Source organism: Achromobacter denitrificans NBRC 15125 (assembly GCF_001571365.1).
Lineage (GTDB): Bacteria > Pseudomonadota > Gammaproteobacteria > Burkholderiales > Burkholderiaceae_B > Achromobacter > Achromobacter denitrificans.
Genome location: NZ_BCTQ01000060.1, coordinates 1 through 19580, shown reverse-complemented (window position 1 = coordinate 19580; position 19580 = coordinate 1). Strand labels below are relative to the sequence as shown.

18 protein-coding genes and 1 pseudogene are annotated in these 19580 nt (G+C 66.9%); 6 read left to right on the top strand and 13 right to left on the bottom strand.

Annotated elements, in window-relative coordinates; genetic code table 11:
- Nucleotides 1-24 precede the first annotated feature (24 nt).
- On the top strand, nucleotides 25-1008 hold the full coding sequence (locus tag ADE01S_RS29105) for a Bug family tripartite tricarboxylate transporter substrate binding protein (RefSeq protein WP_062685246.1): 984 nt from the start codon (nucleotides 25-27) through the stop codon (nucleotides 1006-1008).
- A gap of 25 nt (nucleotides 1009-1033) precedes the next feature.
- Here the strand turns inward: ADE01S_RS29105 and ADE01S_RS29100 are convergent, their stop codons facing one another.
- The 6 genes from ADE01S_RS29100 to ADE01S_RS29075 all read right to left on the bottom strand — a co-directional run bounded on the left by ADE01S_RS29100 (nucleotide 1034) and on the right by ADE01S_RS29075 (nucleotide 7106).
- Nucleotides 1034-1834: a carbohydrate ABC transporter permease gene (locus ADE01S_RS29100; protein ID WP_062685245.1), complete on the bottom strand. Its 801-nt coding sequence runs from the start codon at nucleotides 1832-1834 to the stop codon at nucleotides 1034-1036.
- Entirely contained in the window at nucleotides 1831-2706 is an 876-nt protein-coding gene (locus ADE01S_RS29095; protein WP_062685244.1) for a carbohydrate ABC transporter permease, read from the bottom strand. Before ADE01S_RS29095 ends, ADE01S_RS29100 begins: the two co-directional genes overlap by 4 nt.
- Before the next feature lie 15 nt (nucleotides 2707-2721).
- Entirely contained in the window at nucleotides 2722-4017 is a 1296-nt protein-coding gene (locus ADE01S_RS29090; protein WP_062685243.1) for an ABC transporter substrate-binding protein, read from the bottom strand.
- A 33-nt stretch (nucleotides 4018-4050) separates the two neighbouring features.
- A complete protein-coding gene (locus tag ADE01S_RS29085) occupies nucleotides 4051-5106 on the bottom strand; it encodes an ABC transporter ATP-binding protein (protein ID WP_062685242.1) in 1056 nt (351 codons plus the stop codon).
- 121 nt (nucleotides 5107-5227) lie between these two features.
- Complete coding sequence (locus ADE01S_RS29080; protein ID WP_062685241.1) at nucleotides 5228-6025, bottom strand: phosphodiesterase; 798 nt, start codon at nucleotides 6023-6025, stop codon at nucleotides 5228-5230.
- A 49-nt stretch (nucleotides 6026-6074) separates the two neighbouring features.
- Nucleotides 6075-7106, bottom strand: coding sequence for a substrate-binding domain-containing protein (locus tag ADE01S_RS29075; RefSeq protein ID WP_062685240.1), 1032 nt, complete (start codon nucleotides 7104-7106; stop codon nucleotides 6075-6077).
- Nucleotides 7107-7423: 317 nt separating this feature from the next.
- Between ADE01S_RS29075 and ADE01S_RS29070 the strand changes: the two genes are divergently transcribed.
- Nucleotides 7424-8752, top strand: coding sequence for an amidase (locus ADE01S_RS29070; RefSeq protein ID WP_062685239.1), 1329 nt, complete (start codon nucleotides 7424-7426; stop codon nucleotides 8750-8752).
- Between the two features lie 60 nt (nucleotides 8753-8812).
- Here ADE01S_RS29070 and leuA read toward each other — a convergent pair whose 3' ends face one another.
- Both leuA and ADE01S_RS29060 read right to left on the bottom strand, forming a co-directional pair.
- Nucleotides 8813-10525 (bottom strand): 2-isopropylmalate synthase, encoded by a 1713-nt coding sequence (gene leuA / locus ADE01S_RS29065; protein ID WP_062685238.1) that lies wholly within the window; start codon nucleotides 10523-10525, stop codon nucleotides 8813-8815.
- A 414-nt stretch (nucleotides 10526-10939) separates the two neighbouring features.
- A complete protein-coding gene (locus ADE01S_RS29060) occupies nucleotides 10940-11563 on the bottom strand; it encodes a hypothetical protein (protein WP_062685237.1) in 624 nt (207 codons plus the stop codon).
- Between the two features lie 16 nt (nucleotides 11564-11579).
- On the opposite strand from ADE01S_RS29060, the gene rpoN reads away from it, so the two are divergent.
- Both rpoN and ADE01S_RS29050 read left to right on the top strand, forming a co-directional pair.
- Nucleotides 11580-13007 carry an RNA polymerase factor sigma-54 gene (gene rpoN, locus ADE01S_RS29055; protein ID WP_440890186.1) on the top strand — a complete coding sequence of 476 codons (1428 nt, stop codon included), beginning with the start codon at nucleotides 11580-11582 and terminating at the stop codon, nucleotides 13005-13007.
- Nucleotides 13008-13128: 121 nt separating this feature from the next.
- Nucleotides 13129-13410, top strand: coding sequence for a (2Fe-2S)-binding protein (locus tag ADE01S_RS29050; protein ID WP_062685235.1), 282 nt, complete (start codon nucleotides 13129-13131; stop codon nucleotides 13408-13410).
- A 32-nt stretch (nucleotides 13411-13442) separates the two neighbouring features.
- Here ADE01S_RS29050 and ADE01S_RS29045 read toward each other — a convergent pair whose 3' ends face one another.
- Entirely contained in the window at nucleotides 13443-14300 is an 858-nt protein-coding gene (locus ADE01S_RS29045) for a LysR substrate-binding domain-containing protein (protein WP_062685234.1), read from the bottom strand.
- A 138-nt stretch (nucleotides 14301-14438) separates the two neighbouring features.
- Here ADE01S_RS29045 and ADE01S_RS29040 point away from each other — a divergent pair, with 138 nt between their 5' ends.
- Complete coding sequence (locus ADE01S_RS29040; RefSeq protein WP_062685254.1) at nucleotides 14439-15344, top strand: DMT family transporter; 906 nt, start codon at nucleotides 14439-14441, stop codon at nucleotides 15342-15344.
- Between the two features lie 365 nt (nucleotides 15345-15709).
- Entirely contained in the window at nucleotides 15710-16186 is a 477-nt protein-coding gene (bfr, locus tag ADE01S_RS29035) for a bacterioferritin (RefSeq protein WP_062685233.1), read from the top strand.
- A gap of 79 nt (nucleotides 16187-16265) precedes the next feature.
- Here the strand turns inward: bfr and ADE01S_RS29030 are convergent, their stop codons facing one another.
- The 4 genes and pseudogenes from ADE01S_RS29030 to ADE01S_RS31880 form a co-directional block, all read right to left on the bottom strand.
- Entirely contained in the window at nucleotides 16266-16949 is a 684-nt protein-coding gene (locus tag ADE01S_RS29030) for a hypothetical protein (protein ID WP_172600274.1), read from the bottom strand.
- 24 nt (nucleotides 16950-16973) lie between these two features.
- Nucleotides 16974-18581, bottom strand: a complete 1608-nt coding sequence (locus ADE01S_RS29025; RefSeq protein ID WP_062685231.1) for a peptide chain release factor 3 — start codon at nucleotides 18579-18581, stop codon at nucleotides 16974-16976.
- 109 nt (nucleotides 18582-18690) lie between these two features.
- Entirely contained in the window at nucleotides 18691-19320 is a 630-nt protein-coding gene (locus tag ADE01S_RS29020) for a LysE family translocator (RefSeq protein WP_062685230.1), read from the bottom strand.
- A 56-nt stretch (nucleotides 19321-19376) separates the two neighbouring features.
- Nucleotides 19377-19580 (bottom strand): annotated as a pseudogene (locus tag ADE01S_RS31880) (DEAD/DEAH box helicase); the annotation flags it as partial.

The following is a 19580-nucleotide window of genomic DNA, read 5'->3' as shown; positions in this document are numbered from 1 at the left end:
CATCATCACAACGAGGAGACAAGCATGACCATGTGGATAAACAGGAAGCTCGGATTGCTGGCGGGCGCTCTCGCGCTCGCCGTCGCCGCGCCCGCGGCCGCGCAGCAGGCCTACCCCGACAAGCCGATCCGGCTCGTCACGCCCTTCCCCGCGGGGGGCGCGGCCGATACGCTGGCCCGCGCGCTGGCCAAGAGCCTGAATGAAGCCTACGGCGCCACCGTCGTGGTCGAGAACCGCGCCGGCGCCGGCGGCACCATCGGCACCGCCACCGTATCCAAGGCCGCGCCGGACGGCTACACGCTGCTGCTGGGCAACGTGTCCACCTTGGCGACCGCGCCCAGCCTCTACACCAAGCTGAGCTACGACCCGTTGAAGGACTTCACGCCGCTTACGCTGGTCGGCCGCAGCCCGCTGGTGTTCGCGGTGAACCCCAGCGTGAAGGCCACCAACCTGCGCGAGCTGATCGATGCCGCCGCCGCGCAGCCCGGTTCGCTGGACTATGGTTCGTCCGGCGCCGGCAGCATTACCCACCTGACCGGCGAGCTGCTGAACGTGAACACGAAGGGCGCCATGGTCCACGTGCCATACAAGGGCAGCCCTCCCGTGGTCATGGCCATGGTGTCGGGCGAGCTGGACATGGGCGTGACCCAGGTAGCCGAAATGCTCCAGCAATACCGCGCCAAGCAGGTGCGCGCGCTGGCCATCACCGGCAATCAGCGCCTGTCGGCCGTTCCCGACGTGCCGACGGCGGCGGAAAGCGGCGTGTCCGGGCTGGACGCCACCACCTGGTACGCGGTCGTGGCGCCCCAGGGGCTGCCGCAGGCGGTCGTCGACAAGCTGCAGCCCATGCTGGTCAAGGCATTGGACAATCCCGACATGAAGAAGCGCTTCGCCGAGGAAGGCCTGATCCTGGAGTCGTCGACGCCCCAGGCGCTGGCGGAACTGATGCGCAGCGAGATCCCGAAGTGGGCGGAGGTAGTCAAACGCGCCGGCGTGAAGCTGGACTGAAACCCACGCACCCACAGGGGGTGGGCTACCGAATTCCGGCGCGCATGAACGACTGCACGAACTGCCGCTGGAACAGCAGGAAGGCAATCAGCAGCGGCGCGGCCGACATCAGCGTGGCCGCCGTGATCACCGACCAGTCGATGCCCTGGTCGGTGGACGAAAACACCTGAAGCCCCACCGTCAGCGGGCGCGACTCCACCGAGTTGGTGATGATCAGCGGCCACAGGAAGTTGTTCCAGTGGTGGCTGACGGACACCAGCCCGTAGGCCACGTAGATCGGCTTGGCCAGCGGCACGTACACCTTCCACAGGATCTGCAGCGCGTTGGCGCCCTCCATTCGGGCGGCCTCTTCCAGCTCGCGCGGCACGGTCTTGAAGGTCTGGCGCAAGAGGAAGATGCCGAAGGCCGAGGCGAAATACGGCAGCCCGATGGCGAACACCGTGTCGCGGATGCCCAGCTGGCTCATCGAACGGTAGTTCTCCACCAGCAGCACGTCCGGCATGATCATCAGCTGCAGCAGCACCAGCATGAAGACGAAGTCGCGGCCGCGGAACTCGAAGCGCGCGAAGGCGTAGCCGGCCAGGGTCGACAGCACCAGTTGCGCGGCCAGCACCATGGTGACCAGCAGGAAGGTGTTGAGGAAATAGCGCGGGAACGGCGCCGCGTGCCAGGCGCGCACGAAGTTGTCGAGCGTGAGCGGCGCGAACAGGTCGAAGCGGGTCGCATAGGCCGGCGGATGGAACGCCGCCCACATGGCATATGCCAGGGGCAGGATCCACAGCAGGCCGAGCGCCCAGGCGCCCAGGGTATCGAGCTTGTCTTTCATTGATAGTGCGTCCTGCGGTCCAGCCAGCGGAACTTGACCAGCGCGGTCAGCGCCAGCACCACCAGCAACACGACGGTCAGCGTGGCGGCATAAGCCGTGTCCCAGAAACTGAAACCCACCTGGTAGATGTAATACAGCAGCAGCGTGCTGGCGTTGTCGGGCCCGCCCCGGGTCATGACCACCACGTGGTCCACCAGGCGGAACGCGTTGATCAGGGCGTTGATCAGCACGAAAAGCGTGGTGGGCATCAGCAGCGGCCAGAGGATGCGGCGGAAATACTGCCAGCGCGACGCGCCCTCCAGCATCGCGGCTTCGCGCAAGGACGGCGAAACCGTCTGCAAGGCGGCCAGGTAGAAGATCATGAAGAAGCCGGCTTCCTTCCATACCGTTACGAGCATCAGCGCGGGCAGCGCGGTCTCGCGGTTGCCCAGCCAGTTCGGTCCGGGCGAGCCGAACAGCTGCATCACCTGCGCGATCAGGCCGTACTGCGGCGTGTAGAAGAACAGCCAGATGTTGGCCACCGCCACCATGGGCAGCACCGTCGGCGTGAAATACGCCATGCGCAGGAAACCGCGTCCGCGCAGGTTGCGATTGACCCACAGCGCCATGATCAGCGCGATGCCGATGGACGTGGGAATCGTGCCCAGCGCGAACCACAGGTTGTTCCACAGCGACTGCCAGAACACCGGATCGTCGCGCATGACCGCGTAGTTATCCAGCCCCACGAAGCGCGCGGGGCGAGCGCCCTTCGGCGTCGAGAAAAAGCTGTGCCAAAGGGTCGCCAGCGCCGGGTAGTGCGTGAACGCGGCGAGCAGCACGATGGCTGGCAGCAGAAGCAGCCAGCCATAAAGCGCGTTTAAAGAACGACTCATCGTGCCAAGTGCCTATTACTTGTAGGGACGCAGAATGCGATCGGCCTCGCGTTGCGCGTCGGTCAGGGCCTGTTGCGGCGTCTTGGAACCGGTCAGCGCCGCCTGCAGGGCGTCGTTCAGGGTCTTGGTGACGCGCTGGTTCTCATGCGTGGAGAATTCCGCCACGCTGACTTCCAGCTGGTCGCGCGCCACGGCCGCGGCCGGCACTTCCTGCGCGTACTTCTTCATCTTCTCGGTCTGCCATGCGGCCGGGGTCACGGCCACGTAGCCCGTGGCGATGCTCCAGTCGGCGGCGCGCTCGGGCGTGGTGACCCATTGCGCGAACTTCAGCGCGGCCTGCTGCTGTTCCGGCGTGCCGCTCTTGAAGATGTAGAAGTTGCCGCCGCCGGTCGGGCTGCCGCCGCGCTTCTGCTTCGGCATCATGGCGACGCCGAACGGGAAGTCGGCATTCTTGCGGATGTTGGTCAGGTTGCCGGTCGTGGTCCACACGATGGCGGCCTTCTTTTCCAGGAAGTCCTTGGGCGTGGTGCCCCAGTCGATCGTGCCGGTCGGCATGATCTTGTGCTTGGCCGACAGGTCGCGCCAGAACTGCGCGGCTTCGACCACCGCGGGCTTGTCCAGGTAGACCTCGTTGCCGGCCTCGTTCATGAGGATGGCGTCGTTCGGCGTGGTGAGCGCCTGGAACAGCCAGTAGGCGAACGCGCCGCCGGAGGGGATCTCGATGCCCCATTGCGTCGTATTGCCGGAGGCGTCCTGCTTGGTCAGCTTCTTGCCGTACTCGACCAGCTCGGCCCAGGTCGCGGGCGCGCGCTCGGGATCCAGCCCCGCGGCCTTGAACAGGTCCTTGTTGTAGTACATGACGATGGTCGAGCGCTGGAACGGCACGCCCCAGGTGTGGCCGCCGGTGCGGCTATTCTGCATGAAGGCGTCATAGAAGCCGCTCAGCCACTTCTTGTCGGCGTCGGTCTTGGCCAGGCCGTCGATCGGGACGATGGCGTCTTCGTCGATCAGCGTGAACATGTCGGTCGACAGCAGCACGGCCAGCTGCGGCGGGGTGCCGCCCTTGAGCGCGGTGAGCGCCTTGGCGATCGAATCCTGGTAGGAGCCGGCGTAGATCGGCTTGATCTTGATATTGGGATTTTCCTTCTGGAAATCCGCCACCATGTCGTCGACGATCTTGGTGATGGGGCCGCCGACGGCGACCGGATAGTAGAACTCCACCTCGACGGGCTTGTTCTGCGCCTGGACAGGCAGCGAAAGGCAGGCGGCGGCCAGGCTGGCGGCCAGGGTCTTCAGTACGATGCGTCGCATGTTGCGTTTCCTTATCCGTGGAATGGGCGCCCTCTAGCGCCCGTCGATGTCGATGACCGCCGAATCGGCGGCAAAGAAATGCTGCTGTCCGTCCGGCCAGGACAGGCGCAGGGCTTCGCCGGCGCGCGCGCGCAGGTGTCCGCCCACGCGCACTGCCACGCCGCTGGTGTCGCCGACGCGGCACACCACGATGGAGTCCGCGCCGAAGTACTCGACGCTTTCCACGGTGGCGGCGATGCCGTCGCCGTCGATGCGGATGTGCTCCGGCCGCACGCCCAGCTTCACGGCGCCGGCAGGCGCGTTCGCGATGGCGGGGCCGTCGGCGCCGGCGATGACCGTGGCGCCGCCGCGCGTCGTCAGGCCGATCAGGTTCATGGGGGGCGTGCCGATGAAGCGGGCCGCGAATTCGCTGGCCGGGCGCGCGTACAGGCCGTCGGGCGTGTCGTGCTGTTCGATCTGGCCGCCGCGCAGCAGCACCACCTGGTCGGCCATGCTCATGGCCTCGGTCTGGTCGTGCGTCACGTAGACCATCGTGATGCCCAGGTCCTGCTGCAGCGCGCGGATTTCGCGGCGCATTTCATGGCGCAGCTGCGCGTCGAGGTTGGACAGGGGTTCGTCCATCAGGCAGACCGGCGCTTCCGAGATGACGGCGCGGCCCAGCGCCACGCGCTGCTGCTGCCCGCCCGACAGCTGCGAGGGCTTGCGGTCCAGCAGGTGGCCCAGGCCCAGCAGGCCGGCCACGCGCTGGAGGCGGCGGTCGTAGTCGCGCGCCGGCTCCTTGCGCACCTTCAGGCCGAACAGGATGTTCTCGCGCACCGACAGGTGCGGAAACAGCGCATACGACTGGAACACCATGGAGATGCGGCGCTTGGCGGGCGGAAGCTGGGTGACGTCGCGGTCGCCGATGTGGATGCTGCCCGAGGTGGGCGTGTCGAGCCCCGCGATCATGCGCAGGGTGGTGGATTTCCCGCAGCCCGACGGACCCAGCAGGACCGTGAAGCTGCCGGCGGGAACCGAAAAGCTCACGCCATGGATCGCGGCCGCGCCGCCGTACTGTTTGGTGAGGTTATCCAGAACGATGGATGACATGCTGTCTCGAAGATCTAATAGTTAGATCCGCATTGTTGCCTGATATGAAAACCTTTTCATTGTGCAGCGCAAACATGACGGATATATGGCAAGGCGAGGTCCGGTAGTCTAGCGGTTGAGCCTAGGCAAATGGATATGGGCCGGGGTATTCCCCAATGACGGCGTGATGCGTGACGAGGTTGCCGCCATGCCACCAATGCAGCTGGTAGCCCGGCGGCTCCATGATGTATTGCAAGGTCGGACGCGGCCCCAGCTCCAGGGCGAGCTGGTGCGCGGTGCCCGGACAGGTGGAGGCGATCGTGCCGCCGAAGCGCTGGAAAATCGTGCGATGCAGATGGCCGCAAAGCACGCGTTGCACGTTCGGGAAGCGCGCCACGATGCGTTCCAGTTCGGGCGCGCCGGCCAGCAGACCGATGGCGTCCATGTGTTCGATGCCGGTGAGGAAGGGCGGATGGTGCATCAGCACCAGCGCAGGCCGTTCCGGCTGTTCGGCCAGGCGCGCGGCCAGCCAGTCCAGCCTGTCCTGGCACAGTTCGCCGTGGCTCTTCATCGGCACCACGGTATCGAGCGCCAGCATCCGCAGCGGATAGGTCTCGACCGCGTACTGGATGAAGGGCCCTTCGCCTTGCAGGTAGCCGTGTTCGGGAAAGGCCGCGCGCAACTGCGCGCGGTCGTCGTGGTTGCCGGGCAGCAGGAAGTACGGGATTTCGAGCGGTTCCAGGTGCTCGCGCAGCGCCTGGTATTCCCGGGGCTTGCCCAGGTCCGTCAGGTCGCCCGTGATGAGCACGCAATCGGGCCGCGGCGTCAGGGCATTGAGCGCGCGCACGGCCGGGGCCAGGAAGGCGGCGGGATCGATGATGCCGTAGGCCTTGTCGCCCGGGGTGCGCATGTGCAGGTCGGTAATCTGTGCGATGAGCATGGCGCGTGGATAAGGAAGAGGTTGAGGGTCGGAGCCGGGCCGCGCCCGGTCATGCGGCGTTGGAGGTCTTGCGGCGGACCGGCGCCGCCGTGCCGCCGACGACAATGCAGTGCGGCAGGCGGTCCGATTGCGGCGCGTGGCCGTGGATCTGCGCCAGCAAGTTCGAGCAGGCCGCCACGCCGATGCCGTCGCTGGGTTGCGCCACGGTGGTCAGGGGCGGCGTCAGCAAGGCGCCGAAGCGCATGCCGTCGAATCCGCACACCGAAATGTCGGCGGGCACGGACAGCCCCAGGCCCACGAGATCCGCGATCACCGCGGTGGCCAGCAGGTCGTTCGAGCAGAACAGGGCGGTGGGCGCCTGCTTGCCGCGCAGCGCGGCTTTGAGGGCGTCGAGGTCGCTGCCGGTGTGCGAGCTCATGGAGATGTGCTGGATGGCGTCCAGGCCCAGCCGCTTGGCGCAGGCGCGGGCGCCCGTCAGGCGGCGGCGCGCGCGGTCGGACGCGGTCAGCGGGCCGGTCACCAGCGCGATGCGGCGGTGGCCCAGCGCGGCCAGGTGCGCGACCATGTCGCTGGCTGCCGCGCGGTTGTCCACCGAGGCATAGGGATGGGCGGCCGATTCGTTGTAGACCAGCACGTAGGGAATGCCGGCGCTGTCCAGGTCGTCCAGCGTGGCGCTCTTGGCCACGTCGGCGACGGTCAGGATGAGGCCGTCGACCTGATGATCCATCAGGCCCTGCACGGCGGCCGATTCCACCGCGGGATCGTAGCCGGTGGCGGTCAGCATGACGCTGTAGCCGGACTCGCGCGCGCGGCGCTCGGCGCCTTCGAAGCACTCGGCGAACACGGGGTTGGACAGCGTGGGCAGGATGAGCCCGATGGTGCGCGTGCTGCCCGAGCGCAGGCTGCGGCCCACGCGGTTGGGCCGGAAGCCCGCGCGCTTGGCGACGTTGCGGATGTGGGCGAGCGTGTCGGGATGGACGATGTCGGGCTGGTTGAACGCGCGCGACACCGTGGCCGGCGACACCCCGGCCTTGCGAGCCACTTCGATGATGGAAAAGCGGGGCGACGTGCGCGAGGCCATGGCGATATTGCTGCCGGATCCGTGAAAACGATTTCATGATACTAGACAAATATGACCTTTGTGTTGCACGGGTTTGCGCTATGCTGGGGGCGACGCAACAACAAAGCCTAGGCGCGACGCGCGATCGATGCGGGGAAATGCGGCGTTTTCCGTGTTTTTCCTAATTGACGCGGCGTGAACAATGGCAGAAGTCGGTCCGTCCCGAACGTCTGGCGAGGCATCGCCACGCGGAATCGGGCAGACCCTCGGTCAAGGGGACCGGGTGCGTAGTTCAGCCGCCGCGCGTGATGCGCGGCGCCGGTAAAGAGGAAAGGACCATGTCTACTGCCTTGAACAGACTTGGCGCGCTGGAAGCCGCGCGCAAGCTGCAACGGCGAGAATTAACCGCGGAGCAGCTGGTGCGTGCCTGTTTCGCGCGTATCGAGCAGCGCGAGAACACCGTGCATGCCTGGACCGCCCTGCAGAAGCAGGCTGCGCTGGACCGGGCCCAGGAGCTCGACCGCGGCGCCCTGCGCGGCCCGCTGCACGGCCTGCCCATCGGCGTCAAGGACCTGTTCGACACCGACGATCTGCCCACCCGCTACGGCTCGCCCATCTACGAGCGCCACCGCCCGGGGCTGGATGCCGCCTCGGTGGCGCTGTGCCGCGGCTCGGGCGCGGTGGTTGTCGGCAAGACGGTGACCACCGAATTCGCCACCTACCAGGCCGGCCCCACGCGCAATCCGCGCAACGAGGCCTACACGCCTGGCGGCTCGTCCAGCGGGTCGGCGGCCGCGGTGGCCGACGAGATGGTGCCGTTCGCGCTGGGTTCGCAAACCGCGGGCTCGATCATCCGTCCGGCCTCCTATTGCGGCATCGTGGGCTTCAAGCCCACGTTCGGCGGCATTCCCCGCGCCGGCGTGAAAAGCCTGGCCGAATCGCTGGATACGGTCGGGGGCTTCGCGCGCTCGGTGCCGGACGTGGCGCTGTTCGCGTCGGTCCTGATGCGCGATCCGCGCATGCTGGAACTGGCCTACGACGGCAAGCCCCGCGTCGGCATGTACCGCAGTCTGCAATGGCGCCACGCCCAGGCGGAAACCAAGGAGGCCTTCGCGCAGGCGGCGGCCATCCTGTCGCGGGCCGGCGCCGTGGTGGAAGAAGTGCCGCTGCCGCCCGAGCACTGCGTATTGGTGCAGCTGCATTCGGACATCATGGCGTTCGAGGCCTCGCAGTCGCTGGCCTACGAACGCCTGGAACACGCGGCGCAGCTCAGCTCCAAGATCCAGGCCATCCTGGATGCGGGCGCGCGCATCACGGCCGAAGAGCACCTGAAGAACCTGGCCCGCGCCGCGGAATCCCGCGCGCGGGTGGACGCATGGTTCGACAAATACGACGTGCTGCTGGCGCCCAGCGCCGCCGGCGAGGCGCCGTTTGCCGACCTGGGCACGGGCGACCCGCAGTTCTCGCGCGCCTGGACCCTGTTCGGCCTGCCTTGCCTGAACCTGCCTTTCGCCACCGGTCCCCAGGGATTGCCGGTGGGGCTGCAACTGGTCGGCAAGCGCTACAGCGACCACGCCACGCTCGCCATCGCCGCCTGGGTCCATCAGCGCCTGCTGGCCGCCAACGCGCCGGACATCGGCGCGTCCGACATGTGGCCTCGCGGTTGAGCGCGCCGTAAATGAAAAGGCCCGCCGGATAAGGCGGGCCTTTTTATGCCGGGTTGCGGATCACGCGGTCTCGGCAGTTTCTTGCTCGGCGGCGGCTACGTCAGCCGCATTGATGTGACGGTTCACGGCGCTCAGGACGGCCTGGAACGAGGCCGTCACGATGTCGCGGTCGATGCCCACGCCGAAGCCCGTGCTGGAATCGCCCACGCGCAGTTCCACGTAGGAGGCGGCGCGGGTGTCGGTGCCGGTGCCGATGGCGTGCTCGTGGTAGTCCATGATGCGCACGGGCACGTCCAGCGCGGCCACGAAGGCCGAGATGGCGCCATCGCCCTTGCCGGTCACGATGCGGCGTTCGCCGTTGTATTCCAGTTCGGCCTCGATGCTGAAGTGCTGGCCTTCGCCGGCCGACGGGTTGCCGTCGATGCGGTGGCGCACCAGCTTCCACGGCGCTTTCTGTTCGAGGTATTCGCGGTTGAAGATCGTGTGCACGTCGTCGGCCGTGACTTCGCGGCCGGTTTCGTCGGTGACGCGCTGGATGGCGCGGCTGAATTCGATCTGCAGGCGGCGCGGCAAGACCAGGCCGTGTTCCTGTTCGAGCAGGTACGACACGCCGCCCTTGCCCGACTGGCTGTTCACGCGGATCACGGCGTCGTAGCTGCGGCCGAGATCGGCGGGGTCGATCGGGAGATACGGCACTTCCCAGACGGCATCGGCCTTCTGCTGCGCGAAGCCCTTCTTGATGGCGTCCTGGTGCGAGCCCGAGAACGCGGTGAAGACCAGGTCGCCGGCGTAGGGATGGCGCGGGTGCACGGGCAACTGGTTGCAGTATTCGGCGCAGCGGCGCACTTCGTCGATGTCCGAGAAGTCCAGGCCCGGGTGCACGCCCTGGGTGTAGAGGTTCAAGGCCAGGGTGACGAGGTCGACGTTGCCGGTGCGCTCGCCGCTGCCGAACAGGCAGCCTTCGATGCGGTCGGCGCCGGCCATGATGGCGAATTCGGCGGCGGCCACGGCGGTGCCGCGGTCGTTATGCGGGTGCACGCTCAACACGATGCTGTCGCGGCGGGCCAGGTTCTTGTGCATCCACTCGATCTGGTCGGCGTACATGTTCGGCGTGGTGGCCTCGATGGTGGCGGGCAGGTTCAACACCATCTTGCAGTCCGGCGTGGGCTCCCAGACGTCGGCCACGGCGTTGGAGACTTCCAGCGCGAATTCGGGTTCGGTCGTGCTGAAGACTTCCGGGGAGTACTGGTAGCGCCACTTGGTTTCGGGGTGCTGGGCCATGTACTGCTTCACCAGGCGCGTGCCGGTGGTGGCGATGTTCTTGATCTCGTCCTTGCTCATGTTGAACACGACCTTGCGGAACGCCGGCGCGCAGGCGTTGTACAAGTGGACGATGGCTTGCTTGGCGCCCGCGGCGGATTCCACGGTGCGGCTGATCAGGTCTTCGCGCGATTGCGTCAGGACGATGATGGTCACGTCGTCCGGGATGCGCTTTTCGTCGATCAGCTTGCGGACGAAGTCGAAATCGGTCTGTGAGGCGGAGGGGAAGCCGACTTCGATTTCCTTGAAGCCGATCTTCACCAACTGTTCGAAGAAGCGGAGCTTGCGCTCGACGCTCATGGGTTCGATCAGGGCCTGGTTGCCGTCACGCAGGTCCGTGCTCATCCAGATCGGCGCTTCGGTAATGCGCCGGCTGGGCCAGGTGCGCTCGGCGAAGTCGCGGGCGAAGGGCGAGAAAGGGACGTATTTGGTGGCGGGGTTGGCAAGCATCATGACTACACCTCGATCGGTTTCTTTTGAATCCCGGGAATACTGCTCTCGGCGGCATCGCGGCCGGATGGCGGCCTTGTGCCTGGGTTTGCCGGACTTTGACCGGCAGGATTCAGTGAAAAAAGGGAAAAATCGCGTGTGGCAAGCGTGGCTGCCGAGCTACCACGGGGACACTAGGCCCGGCAACCGATCGGTAGGTATAGCGATAGCGCGACGGAGGAGATGCGAGCGCGCAGGCCGGCAACCGGAGCGGCGGAGCGTCCGGTGGCAATCGCGAGGGAGGTGCGGTAAGCGGCCATAGGTTGCTAGTCAAACATACTTTTGACGGAAGCGCAAATGGAAATTTGCCACCCCCCACGTCGCGGCTCGCAATAAAAAAAGCCGCCCATGGGGCGGCCTGTTTCGAGGGGGAGGCGATCAGCGGGCGGGGCCGATGCGCGGTTCGACGTAGCGTTGTTCGCCGCGAGGCTCGCGGCGGATGTCGTCGCGGGGTTCGCGGGGCGGGTTGCCGGCGGCGCCGTCGAGGATCCGGGCCTGGTCGGCCACCATCGCGATCTTGCCGATCCGGTTGTGGCGGATTTCAGACAGGGCGCGGCGCAGGTCGCCCACCGTGAAGGGTTCCTGGCGGTCGCCCCAGGTCCAGCGCAGCACGCCCAGGGACTCTTCGGACAGGTTGGGGGCCAGGTCGGCCAGCACGTCGGTGCCGATCGGCGTGGCGCTGCCCGAGGCGAGGCTGGCGGCCAGCCAGGCGCGGACCGTGAAGAACACGATCAGGGACCAGATGGCGGCGACGGCCCACCAGAGGTAGGGATTGACCTTCTGCACCATGTCCATGGTGGGCTGGCCCAGGGAATGCAGGAAGTCGTAGTTCATGCCGCGGCCGAAATCCAGTATCCACTGGGCGGCCAGGTACCAGATCACCAGGGCGACGGCGATGACGATCGCGCGCACAACGAGTCGGGGAAGCGCCAGTTTGAGCAGGGTCTGGCCAATAAGGCGGCAGTCCTGGCGGACGCTTGCGGGCGAAGTCAGATTCATCATGCAAAATATTGTACCTATGACCCGTCCAATTTTAGAACTGCGACCTGGCCAGCATTTGACGCTGACGCCACAGCTGCAGCAATCGATCCGATTGTTGCAGCTGTCCACGCTCGACCTTGAGGCCGAGATTTCGCAGGTGCTCGCGGAAAACCCGTTGCTGGAACGGGACGACGAGCCCCAGTCGACCGAGGAGCACGCCGATTCCGAGCGCGAGTCCTCCGTGCAGGACGACGAGCCGCCCCTCGAACGCGAGACGCCGGCCGAGGAAATGCCCGGGTCCGGCGGCGTGTACCCGGACGACGATTCCTCCCTGCCCGAGGCGGCGCGGCCGGACACGCTGCGCGAGCATCTGTTGGGCCAACTGGTGCTGACGCGGGCGGAACCCCGCGACGTGGCCCTGGCGGGCCTGCTGATCGACGAACTGGACGAGAACGGCTACCTGGGATCGCCGCTGGAGGAGATCCTGGGCTGGCTGCCGGACGAAATGGAGCCGGACCTCGACGAACTGAAGGCGGCCCTGTCCCTGCTGCAGTCGTTCGATCCGGCCGGCATCGGCGCGCGCGACATGGCCGAATGCCTGCTGTTGCAACTGCGCAACCCCGACCTCTCGCGCCTGCCCGAGGCCGCGGACGGCGCGGTCCTGGCCTGTGCGCGCCGCATCTGCGCCGAGCACCTGTCCCTGCTGGCCACCGGCAATACCGCCCGGCTGTGCGCCGCCGTGGGCTGCGACGAACCGACCTTCCGGGCGGCCCATGCCCTGATCCTGCGCCTGGAGCCCCGGCCGGGGCGGGCCTGGACCGTGCCCGCCGCCGACTACGCGGTGCCCGACGTCATCGTGCGCAAGACCCGCCGCGGCTGGCAGGCCACGCTGAACAGCGCCGCCGTGCCCCGGCTTCAGATCAACGGGCTGTATGCCCAGATGCTGGGCAACCAGAAGGAATCCGCGCACGCCGGCCTGCAGTCGCAGCTGCAGCAGGCGCGCTGGATGATCCGCAACGTGGAGCAGCGCTTCGACACCATCCTGCGCGTGGCCCAGGCCATCGTGGAACACCAGACGGCCTTCTTCAGCCAGGGGCCGGCGGCCATGCGGCCGCTCATCCTGAAGGACATCGCGGGCGAGCTGGGCTTGCATGAATCCACGATTTCACGGGCCACAACGCAGAAGTACATGCTCACTCCGTTCGGCACCCTGGAGCTCAAGCGCTTCTTCGGCACCGGCGTGTCCACCGAGGGCGGGGACGCCACCTCGGCCACCGCCGTGCAAACGTTCATCCGCCAGATGGTGGCGGAAGAGAACCGCGCCAAGCCGCTGTCGGACAGCCAGATCATGCAAAAGCTGGCCGATCAGGGGATAGTCATCGCCCGCCGGACGGTGGCAAAGTACCGCGAAGCGCTGCGAATTGCCCCGGCCGCGCTGCGCAAGGCGCAGGCCGGCGCCCGCTGAAATAAGGGACGGGCACGTTCAAATTCGTCCCTTATTTCAAGGACTTGCGTGACACTTCGGTTGCAAATTTATTTGGCGCGAGGGCTTGCCAGTTATTGAATAATTTTCGATAATTATTCTCATGTACATTTGCGTATGTAATGCCATCACCGAACGCCAAGTCCGCGCCAGCGTGGACGGCGGCGCGACGACGCTTTCCGACCTGCAATTCGAGCTGGGCGTAGCCACGTGCTGCGGCTGCTGCGCGGCCACCGCCGCCGAATACCTGCCGGGCGGCCGCTGCTCCAGCGTGTGCGACGTGCGCTCGATTGCCGTTCCGGTCAATCCTCCGGCCACCATGGTCGAGTCGGGCACGCCTGCTGCCAACAGCAGCTTCCCGATTCCGCTCGTCGCCACGGCCTGAACGGTTGGCTTCCTCTTCCGGCTCGCTGCCTGTCATGCGGCGAGCCGTGTCGTTTCCTCTTCGCAAAACTCCTGGATAGCCCCCGCCAAGCGGCGCACCGGCGCGCTCGCCGTGTCGATCACGCATAGCGCCAGTTCGGTCGGCGGCACCGCCGGCAGCGCCGCGTCGATGACCCGGTGGCCCGGTCCGATGCAGCGCTTTTCCAGCAGCGCGACCCCCAATCCTCCCGCCAATGCCGCCTGCAGACCCAGCAGGTTCGGGCTTTCGTACGCGATGCGCCAATGCTTGCCCGCGGCTTCCAGCGCATGGATCGCGCGGTTGCGGTAGATGCAGCCTTGCGGAAACGCCACCAGGGGCACCGGCCCCGACGCCGCCAGGTCCAGCGCGGGGCTGGCGATCCAGTGCAGGTTTTCCGGCCAGGCGGCCAGCGCGCGGCCCGCGCCCGGCTCGCGTTTGACGAGGGCGACGTCCAGGTCGCCGCGTTCCAGGCCGCGCGTGAGCGCGGCGGTCAGGTCGCACCGCACCGACAGCCGGACGTCGGGATGCGAGCGCGCGAAGGCCGACACCACGGCGGTCAGCGTGTCAGCCGCGAAATCGTCGGGAATGCCCAGCCGGATCACGTCCACGCGCTTGCGTCCGCTGACGGCTTCCCGCACTTCCGTGGACAGCGCCAGCATCCGCCGGGCGTAGCCCAGCAGGCGCTCGCCGTCCTCGGTCAGTGAGACCTGGCGGCCTTCGCGGACGAACAGGGCGCAGTCCAGCGACTCCTCCAGCTTGCGGATCTGCTGGCTGACGGTGGACTGGCTGCGGTGCACCCGTTCGCCGGCCGCGGTGAAGCCGCCGGCGTCCACCACGGACACGAAACTGTGCAGAAGATCGAGATCGAGCATGGCTCACCTCATGCATTTGATTTTCAAATACTCTCGATCTGAATAAAGAGTTTGTCAATGGGTCGGCCGCCGCGCAGAATCCCCTCATCCGCCGCGCCCGCGGCTCACCCGTCCCGTACCGGAATCCCCATGAAGGCCATGTCGACCCTGTCTTCCGATGCCCTGCCCGCCGATGCCCGGCCCGGCATCAGCTGGGCGCCGATCGCGGCGTTCTGCCTGCTCTGGAGCTCGGCCTTCGCGGCGGCCAAGATCGCGGTGCGGGACTGCCCGCCGCTGACCCTGCTGACCATCCGCTTCCTGATCGCGGGCGCGCTGATGCTGGCCCTGGCGGCGGCCAGCGGCCGCTGGAAGCTGCCGGCCGGCCGGGACCTGGCCGCGCTCGTGCTGCTGGGCGTGCTGAACAACAGCCTGTACCTGGGCCTGAGCTGGTCCGGCATGACCACGGTGTCGTCGGCCTTTACGGCCGTGCTGATCAGCACCAATCCGCTGCTTATCGGCGTGCTTGCCGACCCCGTGCTGGGCGAACGCCTGGGCTGGCGCAAGCTGGTCGGCCTGTGCCTGGGATTGGCGGGCGTGGCGCTGGTGCTGCGTTCGCGGCTGTCGGGCATGCAGGAAGACCTGCACGGCACACTGCTCGTGACCGGCGGCCTGGTGGCGCTGGTGGCCGGCACGCTGCTCTACAAGCGCCTGAAGCCGAGCTCGGGCCTGTGGACCTCGACCGGCATACAGTCGCTGGCCGGCGCGGTCGCCCTGCTGCCTTTCGCGTTGGCGAACGAAAGCCTGGGCGACGCGCGCATGACGGCCAGCCTGTTCTGGAGCATGGCCTACATGATCGTGGCGGTATCGATGGGCGGCTACTACCTGTGGTTCATGATCCTCGGCCGCGCCAGCGCCACGTCGGCCAGCGCGCTGCATTTCCTGATGCCGCCGCTGGGCTTGCTGTTCGGCTGGCTGGTGCTGGGCGAAGCAGTGTCGTGGCTGGACCTGCTGGGCATCGTGCCGATCGCGTTCGGCATCTGGCTTGCCACTCGGCGGACCGCATAGCGCGGCCTTGCAGCGGCAGTTGCCGATCTGCAACGAGAGGGCATGCGCGGCCGACGCGCGCGATCCGCGAAGCAAGGGGCCGGATCGGCGCCGAGGCCGGCGGCATGGCGCGACGGATTCCGTCGCCCGACCGCCGGGCAAGTCGCATGAACGCTGCCTCGCATGCGCAAGGCATCAAGCATGCATACTCATTCTCATTAGCCTATCGCTTTCTTGTAGCGCTCCTAAAGCGGTTTACCAAATGCAGCGCAAGACTAGGCGCGGGCCCGCGCCAGATGGTAGTCTGCCGGGGTTGCGTACGCGCGGCATCGTGCGCTCCTTTGTCGCGATGCATTCGCGTCGCGCCTGACTGCAAGGAGTCCATCATGAAAGGCGACAAAACCGTCATCCAGTTTCTGAACAAGCAACTGACCAACGAGCTGACGGCCATCAACCAATATTTCCTGCATGCGCGCATGTTGAACCACTGGGGGTTCGACAAGCTGGGCAAGCACGAGTACGAGGAATCCATTGGCGAAATGAAGCATGCCGATCGCCTGATCGAACGCATCTTCATGCTGGACGGCCTGCCCAACCTGCAAGACCTGCACAAGCTGCTGATCGGCGAAGACGTGCCGGAATTGCTGGCCTGTGACCTGAAGCTCGAACAAGCCGCCCAAGTCACCGTCAAGGACGCGATCGCGCATTGCGAATCGGTTCGCGACTACGTTTCGCGCGATCTGTTCCAGGACATCCTGGACGACACCGAAGAGCACATCGACTACCTCGAAACGCAGATCGACCTGATCGACAAGGTCGGGCTCCAGAACTACCTGCAAAGCCAGATGTCCGTGCCCGAGTAATCGCCGGCTGGCGATAAAAAAATGGCGCCCCGCGGGGCGCCATTTTCTTTGGTTGGACGCGGGCCTCGCGGCCGGGCGATCATGGGCGGGCCGGGCATTCGGCCATGGTGCCCCAGGCGCGGTTGGGTCCGCAATACTTGTTGCGCGCGGCCCAGGAGCAGGACGGGCGTTCGAAGAAACCCTGGGTGGCGCATTGCGCGAGCTCGCGCTTGAGGGCGTCTTGCCAGCCCAGGGCGCCGGGCGCCTGCGCGGTGTTGGGCGGAGGCGGAGGCGCCTGCACCATCTGCGGCGTGCCGTAGCCGCCGGCCTGCGCCTGGCCGCCGTTGACGGCGGAGGAGGTGCCGGGCGCCTGCAGGTCCAGCGTGCTGACGTCCGAGGTGCCCGAGGGCAGCGGCACGTGCGAGGCCGCCGCGATTTCGCGGGCCTGCTCGGGGCTGATGCGCTCGCGCGAGATCTTCACGTTGGGATCGCTCACGCTGTCGAACAGCGACACGGTATTGACCTGCCATTCCCGGTCGGCCGGCTTGTCCGGAACGCCCAGCGTGCCGTCGATGCGGGGCTGGGGAGGCTGCGCCACGTAGGGGCGGCCATTGGCGTCCAGCACGGGCTGCTGCGAGGCCGCCGTGTCCTGGCCAGGTGCAGGCGCGGCGGTGGGCGCATGCGCCACCAGCCAATCACCCAATTGAATGCCGCCCCAGGCGGACGCTCCCAGCGCGACCAGGAGCGTTGCGAATAAGAAACGCCAAGACATTGCTACCCTCATCTGCCTTGCGGGACCCCAAGGGGCCTACGCTTTGTCTCCGAAAACCTTGCCGCCGTGCTCCCGCATGGCATGGAATTTCACATCGGGATACAGTTCTTCGGCAACGCGCAATTGCGCGGGAGAACCGATCAAAAACGCCGCCGCATCCACAACATCATAGGCGATATGGGCGGCATTGGCATCCATGAACTTTCGCAGAGCCTTGGGGTTTTCAGACGTAATCCAACGTGCCATTGTGTAGCGGGAAGGCAGCATCCGGGCGTCCACGCCGTACTCCGTCTTGAGGCGGTGCGCGACCACTTCGAACTGCAGCTGGCCGACCGCGCCGAGCAGCAGCGAGCCGCCGGCGGCCTCGGGGCGGAACACCTGGATGGCCCCTTCCTCGCCCAGCTGGGTGAGGCCGGTGCGCAACTGCTTCGTGCGCAGCGGGTCCTTCACTTCCACGGCCTGGAACAGTTCGGGGGCGAAGAACGGCAGGCCGGTGAACTGCAGGGTCTCGCCTTCGGTCAGCACGTCGCCCAGTTGCAGCACGCCGTGGTTGGGGATGCCGATCACGTCGCCGGCATAGGCCTCGTCCAGGAGTTCGCGTCGCTGCGACAGGAATGACACGACGTTGTTGGGGCGCATTTCCTTGTTGGTGCGGGCGACCTTCAGGCGCATGCCGCGCTCGAAGCGGCCCGAGCTGACGCGCACGAAGGCGACGCGGTCGCGGTGCGCCGGGTCCATGTTGGCCTGCACCTTGAACACCACGCCGGTGAACTTGGGCTCTTCGGGCTGCACCTCGCGTTGCAGGGCCATGCGCGGGCCCGGAGGCGGCGCCTGCTCGACCAGCGCGTCCAGCACTTCCTGCACGCCGAAGTTGTTGATGGCCGAGCCGAAGAAGACGGGCGTCTGCTTGCCGGCCAGGAACTGGTCGCGGTCGAAGGCGGGCGCGGCTTCGTTGATGAGCTCGATCTCGCCGCTGGCCTGTTCGAATGCCGCGCCGAAGCGCCGGCCGATCTCGGGGTTGTTCAGGCCTTCGATGAAGTCGTCGCTGTCCGCGCGGCGCTCCTGCCCGGGACGGAACACGCGCATGCGGTCGCGGCGGATGTCGAACACGCCGCCGAACGCCTTGCCCATCCCGACCGGCCAGGAGAACGGCACCGCGTCCATGCCCAGGTGGCCTTCGATCTCGGACAGCAGCTCCAGCGGTTCGCGCACTTCGCGGTCCATCTTGTTGATGAACGTGATGATGGGCGTGTTGCGCGCGCGGCAGACCTGCAGCAGGCGGATGGTCTGGGGTTCGACGCCGTTGGCGGCATCGATCACCATCAGCGCGGCATCAACCGCCGTCAGCACGCGGTAGGTGTCTTCGGAGAAGTCCTGGTGGCCCGGGGTGTCCAGCAGGTTGATGACGCAATCGCGGTATTCCATCTGCATCACGGAGGACGCCACGGAAATGCCGCGCTGCTTTTCGATTTCCATCCAGTCGGAGGACGCGTGGCGCGAGGCCTTGCGCGCCTTGACGCTGCCGGCGATCTGGATCGCGCCTGCGAACAGCAGCAGCTTTTCGGTCAGCGTCGTCTTGCCCGCGTCGGGGTGGGAAATGATGGCGAACGTGCGACGCCGCGCAACTTCTTGGGTGATGTTCATGATCGGGGGATTTTACTCAACGCCGTTTCTTCGCCCGGCGCGGTCCGGTATCGGGCACGAAAGCGCGCGGGGCATGCGCCGTTGCCGGCGCATGCCCCGCGCGAGGGATTCAGGAATGGCGGCGGAACGACGCCAGGAAGACGCCCGCCAGGATGAACAGCGAACCGAAGGTCCGGTTCATCCAGCGGATGTGCTTCGCGTCGCGCAGCATGCGCAGCACGCGCGCCGCCAGCAGCGTGTACACGCCCATGGCCACCAGGTCGGTGAACGCCAGCGTGCCGGCCAGGGCCGCGTATTGCGCCGTCAGCGGCAGCGCCGGGTCCACAAATTGCGGCACCACCGCCAGCAGGAACACCGTGCCCTTGGGGTTCATGGTGTTGATCAGGAAGCCGCGCAGCACCAGGTCGCGGATCGATGCGCGCTTGGGATCGCCGGCATCGACCGTGACCGGCGCCGCGTCCGTGCGGATCTGGCGCACGCCGAGGTAGATCAGGTAGGCCACGCCCAGGTACTTGACCACGTTGAAGGCCATTTCCGAGGTGGCCAGCACCGCGCCCAGGCCCACGGCCACGACGACGAACTGGAACAGGATGCCCAGGATCAGGCCGGCCGTGTTCCAGTAGCCGCGCGAGAACCCGTACTTCAGCCCGGAGGACATGGCCGAGATCGCGCCCGCGCCGGGCGAGAACGAAATGGCCCAGGAGGCCAGGAAAAACGTCAACCAGGTGGATAAGGGCATGGTGCGGGTCCGTGGATCGCAGTTCTGGGGCAGCCGGTGATATTACTTGCTCGACATTACTTGCTCAGCAGCGCGGCGCGCGGCGCGCCCGAAGGGCGCCCCGAACCGCCATTGCCGGCCGGGCGGGCCGAGCCCTCCGGACGACGATGGTTCTGCTGCGGACGGCTTTCGCCGCGGCCGGCGTGGGAGGGACGGTCGGCGGGCTTGCCGTCGCGCGGGCCATGGCTGGCGCGGCCTTCGCCGCCGGCGCGAGCCGGCGC